Here is a 17536-nt window from a genome sequence, read left to right as displayed (position 1 = left end):
GCAGACCATATTGCGGTCTGCTCTTAGTTTTCATGAAAAATTATTCAGAAAGACCCTCGATAGAGAATGTAATCTCAAGGCTGTCCTCAAATGCAAGATTGTCCTTGTCGATAGGAGAATCCTTAGCTGTATCGCCGTAATCGTTGTAGATCTCGATTCTGTAGCAGTTGTTGTTGTCCTCGATGTTGCCATACTTGATCTTAGCTTTATCGAATGCAACTTCCTGACCGTCAGCCTTGATAGACTTAAGCTCTACCTTGAGATCGTCAGCGTTGTACTTACCTGGAGTTTCCTTATCAGTCTTAGGATCGCCTGTGCCCTTGAGTTTTTCGCCGTTAAGAAGACCGATGATATCAACGCACATTACTACGCAACCCTGAGCGCCAACAGCATAGTCGCCGTCAAGAGCGATCTGTGGGTTGATGCCCTCGTCCGGATCGTCATAAGAGATAGAAGCGTTTGTGATAGAAACTGTGTACTCACCGTCGCCTGTTATGTCAGCGTCAACGCCGAATGCTTTAGTAGCTTCAGGTTCGCCCTGACCTTCCCAGTTGCCCCAGAGCCACTCTCCGTCACCGAACATAAGGAATGCATCATAGCCCTCGAATGTCTTTACAGGTGTGTAATCAGAGTCACTGCCTTTTGTAGTGTCAGCAGAACTGTCTGTTGCAGCTGAATCAGCAGCAGACTCGGCAGCAGCTGTTGTAGTTGTTGCAGCAGTTGTAGTTGTAGCTGCTGTTGTTGTTGTAGTTGTTACGGCAGCAGTAGAGCTTGAAGAATCAGCTGAATCGCCGCATGATGCGAATACTACTGTTGTCAGAGAAAGAGCTGTGACAGCAGCAAGAATTTTTTTAGCTTTCATTATAATAACCTCCTGAAAATAATGGCAGTTACACTGCCCCTAAGATAGAATATCTCTAATGAATATGATACAAAATTTTCGCATTTTTTTCAAGATACTATTTAAACAAATTTCCCTATGATAAATCGTTTACATTATACAAAACTTGTTGAAACTATATAAAAATATTAACCTTACAGCAACATATTGAACAAATCATGCGAAAATAGTGCAGCTTAAAAAATGAATAAGAACTGATTTTTGAGGAACAATAGGTGCAAACACGATAGAAAAAAGGAGCGAAAGAAATGGATATAAATTTAAGCAAGGCACAATACAGCGAGATGTACAAGGAGGCGTCAAAGGGGACAAAGTGGTGGGTGACCATACCGAAGGCGTTTTTATTTGGCGGACTTATATGCGTTATTGGGCAATCGCTTATGGATATGTATTTATATTTAGGTTTATCCAAAGATAATGCGTCAATGTCGGTATCAATAACTTTGATATTTTTATCGGCTCTTCTCACAGGTCTTGGCTGGTATGACCGCATAGCGAAGCACGCAGGTGCAGGTACGCTTGTACCCATAACAGGTTTTGCGAATTCTGTGGCAGCGCCTGCTCTTGAGTTCAAGACTGAGGGATATATTCTTGGGCTCGGGGCGAAGATATTCATTATCAGCGGTCCTGTTATTCTTTACGGCACTTTGGCTAGTGTGCTTTACGGGCTTATTTATTATTTGTTTTTGAGATAAGCTGCTTGCAATTCATGATAACCGCACAAACTAACTGTAGGGGAGCGGCGCAATTTCTGCTTTGCAAAAATACGACGTCCCGTTCTGAGAGCGATAAGGTTTGGTTTTATCACGAATTTGTGTAGACGTGCCGTGTTGGAAAATATTGTGCAGTTCATTGTGCATATACCGCATGGTTGAGCAGCAAGCAGGTGAGGGCTGTCGGGGGCGCCAGCCCCTACACATTTGTGACGATTTTTTTCGTCGCAAAATCGCTGGCATTCTTTGCGGATCTTACTTTATGCTATGGGATAGAAAAAGCGGTGCAGAGTTTTTCACTCCGACACCGCTTTGTTTTTGGGTTTTTACTTTTTATACGAGGGTATCCTTATACTTCTTGCCCTCTACCACCAATATTGGATAGCCGTCAAGATACGGTTTCACGGCTTCCGGATTTTCGTCTGCATACTCAAATATCTGATCTGCCAGCTCGTTAGCCGTTTTCGTCAGCTCCTTTATGGACTTTTCATTCATAGTAGGACAGACCGGCGACAATGTTATTACTTTAGTTTCATTCAGTGCCATTACTCTCAGCGGCCATATCCTGCAGTCGAACGGTTTGTCGTCGCCTAATATACAGCCCTTCTCGTTATCCAGCATTGGGCAATAATACAGGTCTGCATTCTGTTCCTTATCCATTTTGAACAAGAAATGGTTTTCCTTCTTTATAAATTCCTGCTTAGGGGCATATTCCTGCAATATCTTGCTTGCAAGCGTTGGTGAGATATATGGTGTTTCCCATATATCATAGCTGTCAAAGCAGCAGCATATCCTGCACTTTGCACATTCCTCTTTTGACAATATTTTTGAAAGCATTTTTTCTGTGATGCCTGCCGTTTGCAGGCATTTCCCCCTTTCACGTCTATGGTATGTCAGCCACACTTTTGTGGATTGTATGTTTTTACTAATTATAACACGTTTCTTTGATAAAATCAATAGTGGCTTGTTTTTTTCTACATAGGGAGCTATCTGTTTTATGTAAATTAACAAACTATTTACATTTGCTCTGCCGTATTGGGAATATTCTCTTTACGGAAGGTCTTATTTGCGGCAAAGCCTATGCCGAGCATTACAGCCATGCCTGCCCACACAAGGGGTTCGCTTATCATGATGCCGAAATATCCCATGCGTGGGGCGAGTATCATTGCCACTGCGAACTTGCCCAAAAGCTCTATTATGCTTGAAGCTATAGGTGTTATCTTATCTCCTACGCCCTGAAGTGCGTTTCTGAAAACTATTACTATGCCGAGGATAAAGTAAAATGCTGTGTTTATTTTCATGTATTTTTCCACTGTACCCACTATCTCAGGGTCGCTGATACCTGTGATAAGGTGTGCGAAAAATGGTGTGAAAAGCCATGTTGCGGCTATTACGATAACAGACCAGCCCCATGTTATGAGGGTCGCTTTTTTCACGCCCTCTTTTACTCTGTCTATCCTGCCTGCACCGTAGTTCTGGCTTGAAAAGGTTGCTGAAGCTGCACCGAAAACGGATATAGGGAGCATAAAGATCTCAGATATTTTTCTTGCGGTGGTGTGGGCGACTATTATGTCAGTGCCGAAGATATTTATTGCGCCCTGCATTATAACAGTACCGATACCCACAAGTGATATCATAAGTCCCATTGAAACTCCTGTTGCATACATATCTCCTGCGAGCTTGAAGTTAAAGCGGAAGTCGCTTTTTGATGGGATAAGAAATTTGTGTTTTTTAATGATGTATATTATACAAAGCACAACTGAGATACCCTGTGCGATAAGGGTGGCATATGCCGCACCCTCAACACCCATTTTAAAGCCTAGGATAAAGAGAAGGTCAAGCCCGATATTAGCGATAGTTGATATTATAAGGAAGATAAGTGGCGAAACAGTGTCGCCGACTGCACGGAGGATACCTGCGCAGATGTTATAGAACATTGATATTATCATTCCTGCAAGGATTATGACTATGTAGGTTTTTGCCTGCTTGAAGATGTTGTCAGGCGTGTTCAACGCTTTCAGCAGTGGGTCGATAAAGGCAAGGCTGAGGGCGGTGAGGGCTATTGCCGTTGCGATACCTAGGGTAAGGGCGTGGGCGACGGACTTTTTCAGGCGGTCAAACTCTTTTGCACCGAAAAAGCGTGCTGTCACAAGGGCAAAGCCGTTTGTAAGACCGTTCAGAAAGCCTATTATGACGGTGTTCACTGATGAAGTTGCGCCAAGGGCGGCTATGGCGTTTTTGCCTAGGGTCTGTCCCACGATACGGGTGTCGGCAAGATTATAAAAAAGCTGAAAAACGTTGCCAAGCAGAAGGGGCAGAGCGAACGTCAAAATAAGCTTTGTGATATTTCCTTTCGTTAGGTCTTTCATAATTCTTTCTCCTGTTTATGTCTGATATTTATTCCTAAAACCATATTATTTTAGCACAAACAGAATTTCAATTGGTTATATTACTGTGAACATTTATTGTACATACTATACAATTTGCGGTGGTTTTATTTGTGTGCAATAACGAAAACGTTTTAGCAAAAAAACGCCCGACAGAAATTTATCCGTCGGGTGCTAAAGGGGAAGTTTGGTGTAATGCTATTTAACTATGTCTACACTGTCAGTGGGTTTTGAGAGATCGGCATAGCTGTATGAGCGTATCTGTCTGTCGGAGAAGATATAAATATATCCGTCCTGAACGAATGCGCTTTGGTAATAATCTCTTTGGTCATTGTCATTGACCATAGCTGTGATCTCGTCCTCGTTAGCATGATCGAAATAATCGTCATAATAATCCGTGTATTCGTCAAGCTTTATAGTTCCATACTCGCTGAAGGTTTTGGTTTCTATGTTATATTTCATTACCAGAATTTTTTCAATAGTTTTTTCATAATAGGTATATTCCCAATTGTCGCCGTCATCGGTCTTTCCAACTGAGGTAACGTCATATAATGGTATGGCTATATATCCGTTTTCGTTGTCTGTTATTATTGAATTTGAAAAAACAGTGCTTGCGGATCTTTGGGTCATATCCTTTCCGTCAACTGTTGTTCCCATTTCTTTCTCGTGATATTTGTATTCCTGTATAGTCTTGAAGAAGTTGAATTTCTTTACTACCTTTGTGTCATAAACCTGCACCTGATCCACTGTGCCGTTAGCATTCGCTATGCCCTTGCCGCTTGAGCCGTATAAAAGCGTTTCTTGCTTTTCTGTTTTGCTCTTGTCGAGTATCTTTACGCTGAAAGAGTCAAATGACGTGCTGTCGGTGCGCACGGCGATATCGTCATTATAGTTTGTCAGGCTATAATGGAAGAAGTTGTTTGCCGTTGACACTGCTATCATTTTATCATCAGGGGTCACCTGAGTTATCTTGTTTGGGTCTGAGAAATCATATACTTCATCAAGCTGGATATTGTTCGCTGCCTGATAAGTGTCATCATTGCTGTAAGCGGAAGAATAATCTCTGTAAACATACAGCATAGAATGATAGAACGTGTTATATCTTGCACTCTCGAAATCAGTGTCCTCGTATGTGAGGGTCTTTTTCACAGGGCCGCCAAGGTCATTGTCAAAAAGCCACAGGGTGCAGATATTAATGCCGCTATAATAGATATTGTGTGTGCTGATATCGTAAATGTTTGCAGAGTCGTTTGAGAACAGCGACAATCTGCCGTTATACTCATCTCCTGATATGGCGTGGCTTATATGCTCGGCGTCTGCGCCTGTGACGGTCTGGGTTTTGTTAAGCTCCATGTCGCCGCCACCGTAGTTTATTCTTGTAATAAGCGCTCTTGTTGGCACTGTGCTGTAATCATCGTCTGTTTTTTCAAAGCCATATGCTCTTAAAATATAAATGTTGTCTGTTCCCATTAAGATGCTGCTTTCACCGCAGGCGATAAGCTTTGAAGCCATGTATGAGCCTTGATTTTTTCCGTCAAAGGACGAAAGCAGGATCATGGACGGTGTATTATCTCTGGCTGTGATATACATTTCACTTTCTTCAAAAAGCTGTTTTTCACCATTGATGTATCGCACGGGTGCGATATCCTCGGGCTTTTGGTCATCTAATAGCAGTGAAGCTGCTCGGGTGTAGCGTGACACGATGAAAAACTTTCCGTCAACTTTTCTTATGCCCTCCAGCACGCCGGGTTGTTCAAACTCGCTTATGAGCTTGATATTCTCAGGGTCGCTCACGTCAAACCCGCACATTCCGCAGTATTCGATATCGAGGTTTTTCTTTCCTGACTTCACGGGTAAGATAAAGTCGAAGAAAGCGTAAAGTTCGTTATTATCCAAATACATTGCAACAACGCTTGGAGCGAACTTACAGCCGTACTGTTCGTATTCGGCAATGTCGACAAGACCTTTTTTAAGGAAGGTTTCCGCAAAGATATCCTGTTCTGACTTTGTGATATTTCCGTTTTGGGTAATATAAACGTCGATACCGCCATTGTCAGTAATGAAATGGGCATTTCCGTAGGTTATGTTTGTTTCCAGCTCATCTATGCTGGTTGTGGGGGTGATATCCACGCCTGAGCGAGTGAGCTGTATATCAGCGGGGTTAGGGGTGAGCTGGTGATCTCTAAGTGCCTGCTTATACAAAGCCACATAGTCATCGTCATCAACAGTCAAAGTGTCGATATTTTTGAATATATAGCTATTGTCAACTATAAAGTCCTCTATGTTTTTGCTGTTGCTATTTATATAGTTGTAAAGACCCTTATAGGTCGTTCCACGGAGGCCGTCAAGACCTGAGGCGTCAGCGGACTGTGAAGAAGCGGAATTGGGGTATTTTTTGACGAACTGGGTATTGCTGAACCTAAGCACAGCAAATCCGCCTACCACAAGGACGAAAGCCGCCACCACAGCCAGACATCTCAGGGCGTTGCTTCTGCCGCTGTTTATTTTTATCTCTGCACTATTTGGAGTATTTTCGATAACGGGTCTGAAGCCTGCCACGTCCAGCATATCTTTTATTTCCTGGGGCATGAGCTTATCAGGAATTTTGTTTGCCTGTTCCATTTGTCTGATAAGCTTTCTGCGTTTTCTTAAATTTCTCATCATGTCACCTCCTTTCCAAACAGCTTACTGCGTATTTTTGCTTTACCTCTGGATATATGGGAACGGACTGTCGTATCTTTAATACCTGTTATCTCCATTATCTCCCTGCCTTTGTAGCCTGCTATACAGTGAAGTGATATACAGAGTCTTTCCGCTTCACTGAGATCAGCAAACTCTTCTAAGATCTCGCACCGCTCGAATCCGTTTTCGTCCTTGATTATTGCGTCGCTTTCATTAATATAATCGAGGTTAGAGCGTCTTTGGGCGTATTCCTTTTGCTTTTGTTTGATCTTGGCGACCAGAATTTTGAACATCCAGCTATCGAAAGCTTCGCTTTTCCGCAGCGAGGAGATGCTCATATAGCCGTCCAGCACAGCGTCCTGCACTGCATCGGCGGCGTCCTCGGCATTTTGCAGGTTAGCGAGGGCGTAATAATAAAGCTCCTTATATATCTCTCCATAGAGCTTAGAAAAGGCGTCCGTATCGCCGTTCACCGCAAGTTCTGCGAGCTTTTTTCTTCCCTTTTTGTCCAATCTGATCCCCCCTGTCGTCCGTCATAATATAAGTGTATATTTTTCACTGAAATGTTGCAGTGAAAAAAATTTTTTTGAATAAAAAAATCGGGGACGAGGTGGTCGTCCCTGATGATATTTGTTTATCAAACTGTGTAGGGGCGACCTCTGGTCGCCCGTGTCGGTCGTCTGTCAAACCCTGCATATCCGCACGCTTTGGTGCATTTTTACAAACCATAATATAGGGGGCGCCGTCACCTACATTATGGTCGCAAGTTCTACCGCCGCAAAATCGCTTCGCTCTTTGCGGATTTTACTTTGTGCAGGAGGATAGAAAAGCGGTGCAGATTTTGTTTCTTCGATATACATTTATAATAAAGCACTACTTCTATATGCTTTTTTGCTTTACTCTGCACCGCTTGGTCGGCTTGCGCCGAATGAGGCTCTGCCTCAAACTCCGACAGGGCTTTGCCCTGTACCCACAAGGGGTTTCACCCCTTGACCCTGACCAGGGACGTGTCCCTGGACCTTTTGCCCGCTTAGCTCGGTGCTGAGGGGGTAACTTTGGTCTGCTATGCTAATTCCTCATTTCTCATTTTTCACACCGCATACCCATTCCTGTTCAACAATTTTATGACCTTATCATAATTAAGTCCCTTTACGGCATGATAGTCTGTATTCTCCGAATTGGTGTAAACTCTAACGGCACAAGTATGGCTTATCTTCTGAAACGGATTTTGCATGACCGTTACCATTGACACTCTGTCAAGTGCGGCTATTGATTTATGAAAGCTATACCATTTACAATATGATAATGTACAATATCCGTTTTCAAAGCCTATTGACGTTGTGAACGCTGCCGCTGCCTTGACTATCACGAGCCACAGCAATGGTATGGTAGTTAGTATAACAAGTATGGTTATTTCTCTTTTCCAGTTAGGAAAAAAGTAAAGCGCTCCTCTTCCTGATACGATGGGTATAAACGTGCATATGAGCGGTATCGTTATAAATCTGCCAAGGTCGGCTTTTCCTGTGGAGATGTCGCTTTTCACCGGCGGTATTTTCGGCATGAGCATCTTCAGGGAGCGGTCTACCTGTCCGTTTGTCGTTATCGGTATAAGTGCTGATATTTCAAGCCGTCTTTTTCCGTATCCTGTACAGTGGGCAGACACAGAGGTTATTTTGCATATCTTCATAAGCAATGATTGTCTTAGGTCGATATAGTTTACTCTATCTCTATAGAGGACGTGTCTGCGTCTTGTGCCTATCCCGCTTCTGATTATGAAAAGGTCGGCACAGCGTGTGCAGGAAAAATTCCAGTGGCGCATTAGATTCGACAGAAATGATATGAGCCAGCCTCCTGCCAGCACACCGCCTGCGATAAGGATATATTCAGGCACTTCTGCAAGCACCGGAACTTTTGCTATCTCCGTATTCACTCTGCGGAGTATTTGTTCCTCCGCCTCTCGTCCTACTATCCTATATGCTTCGTAAAGTACCGACAGCACGATTATCATGCCTGACAGAGTTGATGAAAAGATAAGAGAGAATATAACGAGCAGGCTTTTCTTTGAGTTGTAGACGTATTTAGGTTTGTTTTTGCATTTGGCAGTGGCAAAATGATAAAGCTCAAAGGCTCGTTTTTTTGTAAGGGTGAGCATTATATCTGCATTTTGCAGTGATTTTGCATCGGTGTCTATGTATACGGCACAGGAATGTATAAGTCTGGAAATATATCCTTGTGACAGTGACAACGAGCTTATCTCGGCAAAATAGACCTTAGTTCGTGTTATGCCGAAATAGCCTGTGTGGGCTATGATGCAATCTTCTTCAAGCTCATAGTAGACAAATATCCAGCGCAGGAAAGCGTAGCCGAAGATAAATGTGATAGTGAGGATATCAACCCAATGTGCCTGAAACCAGCTTTGAAAGTTGAATTTTGCGGCTATGAGATACTTGGCAAGAGGGATAGCAAGAAGCCACATATATTTAGTTGTATAAGATAATATCATTATAGGGTGCTGGCGGTGGGTGAAGAAATTCTTCAGCCAGCTTCTTTTTTCTTTGATAGTTTCTCTGCGGCTCATTTAAACCTTTCCTGTCTATGGTATCTAGTCTTCTTTGCGTTCTCTGTTTCGTATGGAGCTGTTTACTATGGCGGATATTTCCATGGCATCACGGCGGCTCATAAAAGGTATAAGAAGTCTTGCGCCCAAGGCGTTTAAGACAACGAAGTTAAGTCCTGTTATACTGCCCAGGGGAGTTATTATGGTGGTGACGGATTTTATTGCCGAGGTGGGCATAAAATGCCGCATGGTAAAGAAAAGCCCTGTAAAGGCGGTGACTTCTTTTGAACTGACGGTGAAATAAGATCTGATGAAATAAAAGGGAAGCACCAGCAGGCAAAAAAGTGCGGCGATTATCCACATTGGCATAAGGATATAATTCACGGAAAATGGGATAAGTTTTTCTATGAGATTGACCGCATAGCGGATAAGAAACAATATTACCGCAAGGATAGCCCAGAAGATAAAAAGCGGTATTTTTGAGGGCTTATATCTGTGCATTTGAGGACGTTCACCTCGCTGTTTGTTTTTTTGCGTATTTGTATGTATGGTTATCTCAGTTTTCAAGAATTAATCTCCCTTTTATATCATATCATTTATAAGGCAATTATTTGCACGAAAAAAGTGTTTTCGGGGGAAAGCTATGGAACTTACGGCTATAATAAACAAGATAAATTCGTTTTTGTGGGGCGTTCCGCTTTTGATACTTTTGCTTGGGGGCGGAATATATCTGAGCATAAAGCTTGGATTTCCACAGATACACATTATAAAAATAATGAAGAAAACGGTTTTTACGCTGTTTAAAAAAGAAAGCTCCGAAAGCGATTCTCTCTCGCAGTTTCAGACATTTTCCACGGCGCTTGCGGCAACTGTAGGAACAGGCTCGGTGGTGGGCGTGGGGGAATGTATCAGGATAGGGGGTGCAGGCTCGGTATTCTGGATGTGGGTGTCTGCATTTTTCGGAATGGGGCTTGCTTACTGCGAAAATTATCTGGGAGTGAGATGCTCTGACGGAAAGCTTTGCGGTGCGGCGTCTTATCTCGAAAAGATAGGCAGAACGAAGCTCACGGCTGTTTTGTTTGCAGTTTTTACGGTGGGTGCGTCCCTTGGAATGGGCAACATGGTGCAGACGGGTTCGGCGGCTGCGGCTGCCCGAGAGGGGTTTGGGATACCCTCGTATATATTTGCACTTGTGGTGCTTATTTTCGTATTTTTAGTAGCTGTGGGAAAAAACTCAGCAGCTTGTCTTTGCGAAAAGCTTGTGCCGATAATGGCGGTGCTTTTCATAGGCGGCAGTTTGGGAGTGATAATATTTCACCCATTAAAAGCCGCAGAAGCCATAGCAATGATAGTAAAAAACGCCTTTTGCCCCACAGCCTGCATAACAGGCTCGGTAGCAGGGACGATAATATTTTCCATGGTGGAGGGGTTAAAGCGTGGAGCGTTTTCAAACGAAGCAGGCTTAGGCTCGACGGTGGCAGTACACAGCTCGTGCGGGATAAAGTCGCCTGAATTGCAGGGAACATGGGCAATGGCTGAGGTTTTTATAGATACCTTTGTCATATGCACTCTGACGGCTGTTGTGATAATAATAAGCGGCACTGACCTCACGGGGGAGGATATGGCAGTGAGGGCTTACAATGCTGCTCTTGGTGGAGCGGGGAAGTATTTCATGTCAGGTTCGCTGATACTTTTTGCATTAGCGACAGTGGCAGGGTGGTTTTTCATAGGGGAGAGGGCTTGGAGATACCTTTTCCCTCGAAGTGATATGATCTATAGGATCATGGCGATAGCTTGTGGGTGCATTGGAACGATGTGGAGCATGGAGCTTGTGTGGGGAGTGTCGGATATTTTCAATGGACTTATGGCAGTGCCGAATGTTATCGGGGTGTTGGTGTTGTGGAGAAAAGAGGTAGGAATGAGGAATGAGGAGTGAGGAATTGGCAAAGCTGACCAGAGTTGTGCACAAGCACAACGTAAAAGTCAGCACCGAGCGGAGCGAATTTGCGGCACGATGAAGTTGTAGGGGGACGACGCCCTCGGTGTCCCATTATCGAAGTAGTAAGTTTTGTTTTTTCGTGAAGTCATTCAAACGAACAAAGCTGGGTGAACACTGTTCGCCTCCACATTATGCCCTTATATCTCTCCGCTTGCGTGTCTTGTCACATGACAGCCTACGTTCACTGACACCGGCAGGCCTGCGATATGGGTCGGTGCTTCTTCTATATTTACTGCAAGGCAGGTCTGTGTGCCGCCAAAGCCTTGCGGTCCTATGCCAAGGAGGTTTATCTTCTCCAGCATTTTCGCTTCAAGCTTTGCATAACGTTCCTTTGGATTTCTCTTTGATACGCTTCTGCACAGTGCTTTCTTTGCAAGGTATGCACACTTCTCAAAGTCGCCGCCTATGCCTACGCCTATGACTATTGGCGGACATGGGTTAGAACCTGCTGTTGCACACACTGACACTACCCAATCCACTATCTCGTCCTCGGTAACTGACGGGGTCATCATTTTAAGCTGTGACATATTTTCGCTGCCAAAGCCCTTTGGTGCCACCATTATTTCTACCTTTTCGCCCTCTGCTATTTTAAGATGCACAACAGGCGGTGTATTATCCCCTGTGTTTACTCTTTCCAATGGGTCGGATACTATGGAACAGCGCAGTTTGCCCTCTGTATAGCCTCTTGCTACGCCTTTATTTATGGCTTCATTCAGCGAACCGCCTACAAAATGCACGTCCTGTCCTATGGTCATGAAGATAACTGCCATGCCTGTGTCCTGACAGATAGGGATAGTTTCTTCTCTTGCTACTCTCATATTGTCAAGGATATCAGCAAAGACGTTCTTTCCCACTGGGGACTGCTCTTTCTTGGCGTTGCACTCTATACAGCTTTCCATATCCTCAGGAAGATACAGATTAGCTTTTATGCACAGATCTCTTACAAGTTCTTCTACTTCTGAAACGTTTATCTCTCTCATTTTTATTTATCCTTTCGCTCTGTATTTGCTACCTTTTCACGGTCGCTGAGCCTTATTACTTTTTCGCTGTCAAGGACATAGCATGGCTTGCCCTCCAGAAGAAATTCTCCTTTTAGAAAATCTGCGCAGGCTTCTTCGTTGACATTTGGGGCTTTGCACAGCTTATCCTCGGGAATATCCGTGAAGCCTGTTACGCTGTCGCACAAAAGCCCTACGGAAACTTCTTCGCCCATTGTGATTATTATGCAATCTCTGTCGGAGATCTCTTTTGGCTCATAGTGGAAACGTCTGCGCAGGTCTATGACAGGCACTACCTCGCCCTCGTTCACCACTGTTCCCGGCACATAATCGGGAAAATCAGGCACGGGAGTTGGGGTCTGCGCCGCTATGATTATTTTTATATCCTCAAAGGGCAGTGAAAAGCTTCGCCCTGCTGAGGTGAAAATGAGATATCTGCTGTTTTCCACAGCTATCCCTCCTTGTTATATTTTATCATAAGCCGCTGTCGATGCGATAATGTATCTCCTGTGCTATCTTGTCAAGGGGACACTGCTTTGACACTGAGCCGTTTTCATATGCGGCTTTGGGCATACCATAGACTATGGAGCTTTCTGCGTTCTGTCCGATATTATAAGCTCCCATTTTCTTCATGTTGAGCATACCCTTTGCGCCGTCACAGCCCATGCCGGTGAGGATAACGCCGATAGCGTTACGCTTTGCGCTGTATGCCACAGAGTCAAAAAGCACGTCAACTGACGGACAGTGACCTGAAACCTTTACACCTGCTTCAGAGGTGACAAAATAGCCTTTTTTATCCTTGAACAATCTAAGGTGCTGACCGCCCTGCGCTATTACCACCATGCCTTGGCTGAGATACAGACCGCTTTTGGCTTCCACAACGTTGTGACCGGTTTCAGTGCATAGCTGTTCGGCATATATCCTTGTATAGCCTGCAGGCATATGCAGGACTGCCACTACAGGAGGCAGGTCGTGGCGGAGGTCTTTAAGGATAGTTTTCAGGGCTTCCGTTGAGCCTGTTGAACCGCCTATGGCTATTATTCCGGAGGTATTTATGGCAGGTATATGCACAACAGAATTAGCTCTTGCTTTTTCAAGGCGCTGTATGCTTTCGGTAAAGCGTTTCTGAAAACGCTCGTTATCAGACGGAGTGCCGTCAGGTTTATATACGACGTCTATGGCACCTGCCTGCATCATGGGATATTTATTGTTGTGCTGAATGGTAAGATAGATTATAGGCACAGAATATCGTGGAGCAAGGCTTATAATGTAGTCGTCCATATTGTTTTGGCAATCACCGTCGAGAAGAACATAGTCGGGAGAAAGGGCAGTGACGCTTTTTCTGCCGTTGCAAAGGCACGTTGAGGCGAGCTTTGAGCTTTGGAAGCCTGCATTTGTAAGGGCTTTTCTGCAAAGCTGTGCAAAGGCTTTGTTTTCAGTTATCACAAGAAAGAGAGGCGTCATTTTTTATCCCCTCCCAGCTTGCGGTATATTGCGGGGGCAACTTTTACAAAAGGCATATCCTTCGGCACTGATTCTGCGTGACCGATATAGAAATATCCGCCCTCCTCCATTGCGTCATAGAATTTTCTGCATATCTCGGCTTTTGTATCGTCGTCAAAATATATCATGACGTTACGGCAGACGATAAGGTCGAATTTCTTTTTGAAAGTGAAATCATCCATAAGAGTGTGGTAGCGAAACTCAACATTCTGCCTTATTGTATCGCTGACCTGCCAGAGATCCTTGGTGTTTGAATATGGGTGAAAATACTTTTTACGCCAATCTTCGGGAATATTCTTTATGGACATACTGGTATAAATGCCGTTTTTGGCAGAACGCAGTGCGTTAAGGGAGATATCCGTGGCAAGTATTTTCAAGTCCCAGAAACGGCGGTCAAAGCCGAAATAATCGTCCATACACATGGCAAGATTATATGGTTCGTTGCCGAATGAACAGCCTGCACTCCATATACGCATATCATGATCGAGGACATTTTTTTCGGCATAGGGAAGAAATTTCTCCATGAAGTGTTGGAAATGGTCCGTTTCACGCATGAAATATGTATGGTTGGTAGTAAGGCGGTTTATAAGGTTGGCAGTTTCTCTGCCTGTTTCATCGCTGTAGACGGCGCTGAGATATTCTGAAAAGCTGTTGAAGCCGCAGTCCAATACATAGTTGCTCAGCCTGCTTTCAACGATAGACTTTTTCCTTGCAAGGTCAAGACCGTATTTTTCTTTTATGAATGCAGTAAGCTCGTCAAAGTCTGACTGAGAGATCTCAAGACGTGACAGCATTCCTCTTCCTCCTTGTTATTATGTTTTACCTGTTTGTTCTGACCAGAATATCAGGGTCAAGCAGGGATATGTTTTTGTTGTTTGCGTTTATAAAGCATTTTACAAGGCTGTTTTTTACGGGCGACACGGCGGTCTGCTGGGGGAGGATATCCTCAACGTCCAAGACCTTATCGCATATTATGCCAGCCTGATTTGAGCCGACTTCTATCACTATGGTACTGCTTCTGTTGTCATACTCCCCTTCGGGCAGTCCAAGACGCAGGCGGAGATCTATCACGGGAACGGCTTTTCCTCGCAGATTTATAACGCCTTTTATGAACTTTGGTGTTTTCGGGAGCCTTGTGACGGGGAGAAGCCCTATTATATCGGTGACATCTTTTACCTCAAAGGCGTAATATTTTTCATCAGAAACAAAGGAGAGTATTTTTCCGCCCTTCTGACAAAATTCGTTTATATCCTGTTCTGACATCTTTATTCACCCTTTCGGAAGTCATAATTGCCGAGAAATTCTTTCATATCCAGTATTATGGTTATACTGCCGTCACCGAGGACTGAACAGCCTGCCATGCCTGATTCTTTGAGGGGATAGGCATCAAGGAGAGGTGAGAACGGTTTTACTACCACCTGCTGGTCAACTGTTATCCTGTCTGCCATGAGGACGGCTTCCTTGCCACCGTCTTTACAACAGAGCATTATGCCCTTTGTTACGTCCTTTTCGGCATTTGGTATATCAAAATGGTCGCTCATTCTGATAAGAGGCAGACATTTTTCACGGAGCATTATAAACTCGTTGCCCTCGGGGTCGGTGATAAAGCTTTCGGCTTTGCAGGAGAAAGCTTCGGAAACTGCGGAAACAGGCAGAGAGAAATTCTCGCCCCCTACGTCAACGCTTAAAACGTCAAGGATAGACAGAGAAAGTGGTATCCTTATAGTAAAGACAGAGCCTTCGCCAAACTTGGAGTTAACAGAGAGCTTGCCACCTACTTTTTCAAGGTTTTTCTTTACAACGTCCATTCCAACGCCTCTGCCTGAATATTCGGTTATCTTATCATTGGTGGAAAAGCCTGCCGCCACAACGAAATTGAATATCTCTTTGTCGGTATATTCATTCTCAGGCTTCGTGAGCATACCGTTTTTCTTGGCTTTTGCCATAAGCTTTGCGGTATCCATTCCTGCACCGTTGTCACGGCAGGAGATAACCACTTCGTTGGAGTCATAGCCTGCGCTCAGAGTAACTGTGGCAGGCTCGGTCTTGCCTGCTTTTGCACGGACTTCGGGGTCTTCTATGCCGTGGTCAACTGCGTTTCTCACAATGTGCATAAGGGGGTCGTTGAGGATATCTACGATAGATTTATCCACTTCCGTTTCCTGCCCTTCAAACACAAGAGTAACGTTCTTTTTGAGCTTTTGGTTCATATCCCTGACAACACGGTTCATCTTCTGAAATGCTGTGGAAACAGGTACCATTCGTATGGACATTACAACGTCCTGAAGCTCATCGGTAAGCTTTTTCAGCTCACGGGAGGATTTATTGAAGCGGTCAAGGTTTATCTCGGCTTTTTTCAGGTCGGGAGATGAGATAACAGAACCTTCGGTTATAACGATCTCAGCCACAAGGTCAAGAAGTCTGTTGAGCTTATCGAGCTTGACGGATATCATAGACTGCTCATGCTTTTCGGCAGGCTTTTTGGGGACTGCATTTGCAGGCTGAGCAGGCTTTGGGGCTGACTTTTCCGGAGCAGACTTTTGGGCAGGCTGAGGTTTTTTGGCTGCGTTAGCAGGTTGCTCAGGCTTTTTCGCCTGCTCGGCTTTGTCAACGTTCACGGCGTTTTTCATAAGGTCAAGAACGCCATTCGGGTCATCAGTGATAAGCTTTATGTAAAGTCCCTTTTTGGATATCTCGTCCCCTGCATTGTCGGCGTCAAGATCCTCAGGGAAAGTTTTTATTACCTCGCACATTTTACCTAAGGCACGCAAAAGCACCAATGCACGCATATCAGGCATTGCACAGCTTTCGGAATATGTGATCTTATAGGTGAGAACGCCCTCTTTTTCATCATCAGGGAAAAGCCCCTCATAGGTGGCGGTATCGGCTGAGGAAGTATCGGAACTGTCTGTGGCAGGCTGACCTTTCATGGTGGCAGCAAAGGCGTGTATCTTATTTTCAAGCTCTGAAAAATCGGTGAGCGGTGCGTCGTCATAGAGTGAATCAAGCTCAGATTTAAGGTTATCGGAGGCTGAGAAAAGAAGCTCATAGAGAGCAGGCTTGTCATATTTCACAGTAGGGTCTTCACGGATAATGTAGAAGAGATCCTCAACTGAGTGGGCAAGGGTAGACATATTGTGCATACTCATCATGGCGGCAGAGCCTTTAATAGTGTGCATGGTACGGAATATCTCGTTGATATCGTCGGAGGAGATAGAGTCTTCCTGCTCGGTGCGCATAAGGATCTCGTCCAACTTTTCCAGAAGGTCGCCTGTTTCAAAGACGAACATATCCGCCATATTTTCCATACCGCTTTCAAATTTCGGCAAAAAAGTCACTCCCTTTCGGTGCTGTTGAAGCATACGGATATAATCAATAATATTATAGCAAATTTTTTGATATTTTTCAAGCATTTTTGTGCATTTTAAGTAAAAGAAACGATCAAGTGAGGAGGGGAGTAAGTGAGGAGTGAGGAATTAGGAATGAGGAATGAGCAAAGCTGCCCCCAAGCACCGAGCGAAGCGAGAGATAAAGCGCACGCTCAAGCTCGGCGCTGGAGGGCTTGTGGGGTCTAGGGGCAAAGCCCCTAGCGGAGTATGAGGCAGAGCCTCATTCGGCGATAGCCGACTAGGTGCAGATTGTAGTATTAAAAGCATATAGAAATAAGATATCAGACAAAAGAAATATCGGAGTAACACAATCTGCACCGCTATTCTATCCCAAAGCAAAACGTATATCCGCAAAGAGCGGAGCGATTTTGCGGCGCAGAAACTTGCCCGAATACCTGTAGGGGAGC

At 44.4% G+C, this 17536-nt stretch carries 15 protein-coding genes; 2 read left to right on the top strand and 13 right to left on the bottom strand.

Annotated elements, in window-relative coordinates:
* Positions 1-40: 40 nt before the first annotated feature.
* Complete coding sequence (locus tag DWW81_RS00230; RefSeq protein ID WP_117877152.1) at positions 41-862, bottom strand: hypothetical protein; 822 nt, start codon at positions 860-862, stop codon at positions 41-43.
* A 287-nt stretch (positions 863-1149) separates the two neighbouring features.
* On the opposite strand from DWW81_RS00230, the gene spoVAC reads away from it, so the two are divergent.
* Positions 1150-1596: a stage V sporulation protein AC gene (gene spoVAC / locus DWW81_RS00225; RefSeq protein ID WP_022288714.1), complete on the top strand. Its 447-nt coding sequence runs from the start codon at positions 1150-1152 to the stop codon at positions 1594-1596.
* 351 nt (positions 1597-1947) lie between these two features.
* Here spoVAC and DWW81_RS00220 read toward each other — a convergent pair whose 3' ends face one another.
* The 6 genes from DWW81_RS00220 to DWW81_RS00190 all read right to left on the bottom strand — a co-directional run bounded on the left by DWW81_RS00220 (position 1948) and on the right by DWW81_RS00190 (position 9741).
* Positions 1948-2451 carry a hypothetical protein gene (locus tag DWW81_RS00220; RefSeq protein ID WP_117896584.1) on the bottom strand — a complete coding sequence of 168 codons (504 nt, stop codon included), beginning with the start codon at positions 2449-2451 and terminating at the stop codon, positions 1948-1950.
* A 179-nt stretch (positions 2452-2630) separates the two neighbouring features.
* On the bottom strand, positions 2631-3983 hold the full coding sequence (locus tag DWW81_RS00215) for an MATE family efflux transporter (RefSeq protein WP_117896583.1): 1353 nt from the start codon (positions 3981-3983) through the stop codon (positions 2631-2633).
* A 216-nt stretch (positions 3984-4199) separates the two neighbouring features.
* Positions 4200-6662, bottom strand: coding sequence for a hypothetical protein (locus tag DWW81_RS00210; RefSeq protein ID WP_117896582.1), 2463 nt, complete (start codon positions 6660-6662; stop codon positions 4200-4202).
* On the bottom strand, positions 6662-7195 hold the full coding sequence (locus tag DWW81_RS00205; protein WP_022288710.1) for an RNA polymerase sigma factor: 534 nt from the start codon (positions 7193-7195) through the stop codon (positions 6662-6664). The genes DWW81_RS00210 and DWW81_RS00205 overlap by 1 nt, the downstream gene beginning before the upstream one ends.
* 578 nt (positions 7196-7773) lie before the next feature.
* Positions 7774-9261, bottom strand: a complete 1488-nt coding sequence (locus tag DWW81_RS00195) for a PH domain-containing protein (RefSeq protein ID WP_117896580.1) — start codon at positions 9259-9261, stop codon at positions 7774-7776.
* Between the two features lie 24 nt (positions 9262-9285).
* The gene (locus DWW81_RS00190; RefSeq protein WP_046440618.1) at positions 9286-9741 is read right to left on the bottom strand and encodes a hypothetical protein; all 456 of its coding nucleotides are present in this window, start codon (positions 9739-9741) and stop codon (positions 9286-9288) included.
* Between the two features lie 142 nt (positions 9742-9883).
* Between DWW81_RS00190 and DWW81_RS00185 the strand changes: the two genes are divergently transcribed.
* The gene (locus DWW81_RS00185) at positions 9884-11176 is read left to right on the top strand and encodes an amino acid carrier protein (protein ID WP_117896579.1); all 1293 of its coding nucleotides are present in this window, start codon (positions 9884-9886) and stop codon (positions 11174-11176) included.
* Positions 11177-11376: 200 nt separating this feature from the next.
* Here DWW81_RS00185 and DWW81_RS00180 read toward each other — a convergent pair whose 3' ends face one another.
* From DWW81_RS00180 to DWW81_RS00155, 6 genes are read right to left on the bottom strand one after another with little or no spacing between them, the layout of a single operon-like run.
* Positions 11377-12219: a fumarate hydratase gene (locus tag DWW81_RS00180; RefSeq protein WP_117896578.1), complete on the bottom strand. Its 843-nt coding sequence runs from the start codon at positions 12217-12219 to the stop codon at positions 11377-11379.
* Positions 12220-12221: 2 nt separating this feature from the next.
* Positions 12222-12686 carry a chemotaxis protein CheW gene (locus DWW81_RS00175; protein WP_181982621.1) on the bottom strand — a complete coding sequence of 155 codons (465 nt, stop codon included), beginning with the start codon at positions 12684-12686 and terminating at the stop codon, positions 12222-12224.
* Positions 12687-12711: 25 nt separating this feature from the next.
* On the bottom strand, positions 12712-13701 hold the full coding sequence (locus DWW81_RS00170; protein WP_117896576.1) for a CheB methylesterase domain-containing protein: 990 nt from the start codon (positions 13699-13701) through the stop codon (positions 12712-12714).
* Positions 13698-14534 (bottom strand): protein-glutamate O-methyltransferase CheR, encoded by an 837-nt coding sequence (locus DWW81_RS00165; RefSeq protein ID WP_117896575.1) that lies wholly within the window; start codon positions 14532-14534, stop codon positions 13698-13700. The genes DWW81_RS00170 and DWW81_RS00165 overlap by 4 nt, the downstream gene beginning before the upstream one ends.
* 25 nt (positions 14535-14559) lie before the next feature.
* Positions 14560-15003 (bottom strand): chemotaxis protein CheW, encoded by a 444-nt coding sequence (locus DWW81_RS00160; protein ID WP_022288702.1) that lies wholly within the window; start codon positions 15001-15003, stop codon positions 14560-14562.
* A gap of 2 nt (positions 15004-15005) precedes the next feature.
* On the bottom strand, positions 15006-17069 hold the full coding sequence (locus tag DWW81_RS00155) for a chemotaxis protein CheA (protein WP_117896625.1): 2064 nt from the start codon (positions 17067-17069) through the stop codon (positions 15006-15008).
* Positions 17070-17536: the final 467 nt, after the last annotated feature.

The sequence above is a fragment of the Ruminococcus sp. AF17-1AC genome (assembly GCF_003461385.1).
Classification (GTDB): Bacteria; Bacillota; Clostridia; order Oscillospirales; family Ruminococcaceae; genus Hominimerdicola; species Hominimerdicola aceti.
This window is presented reverse-complemented; position numbering and strand designations above follow the sequence as displayed.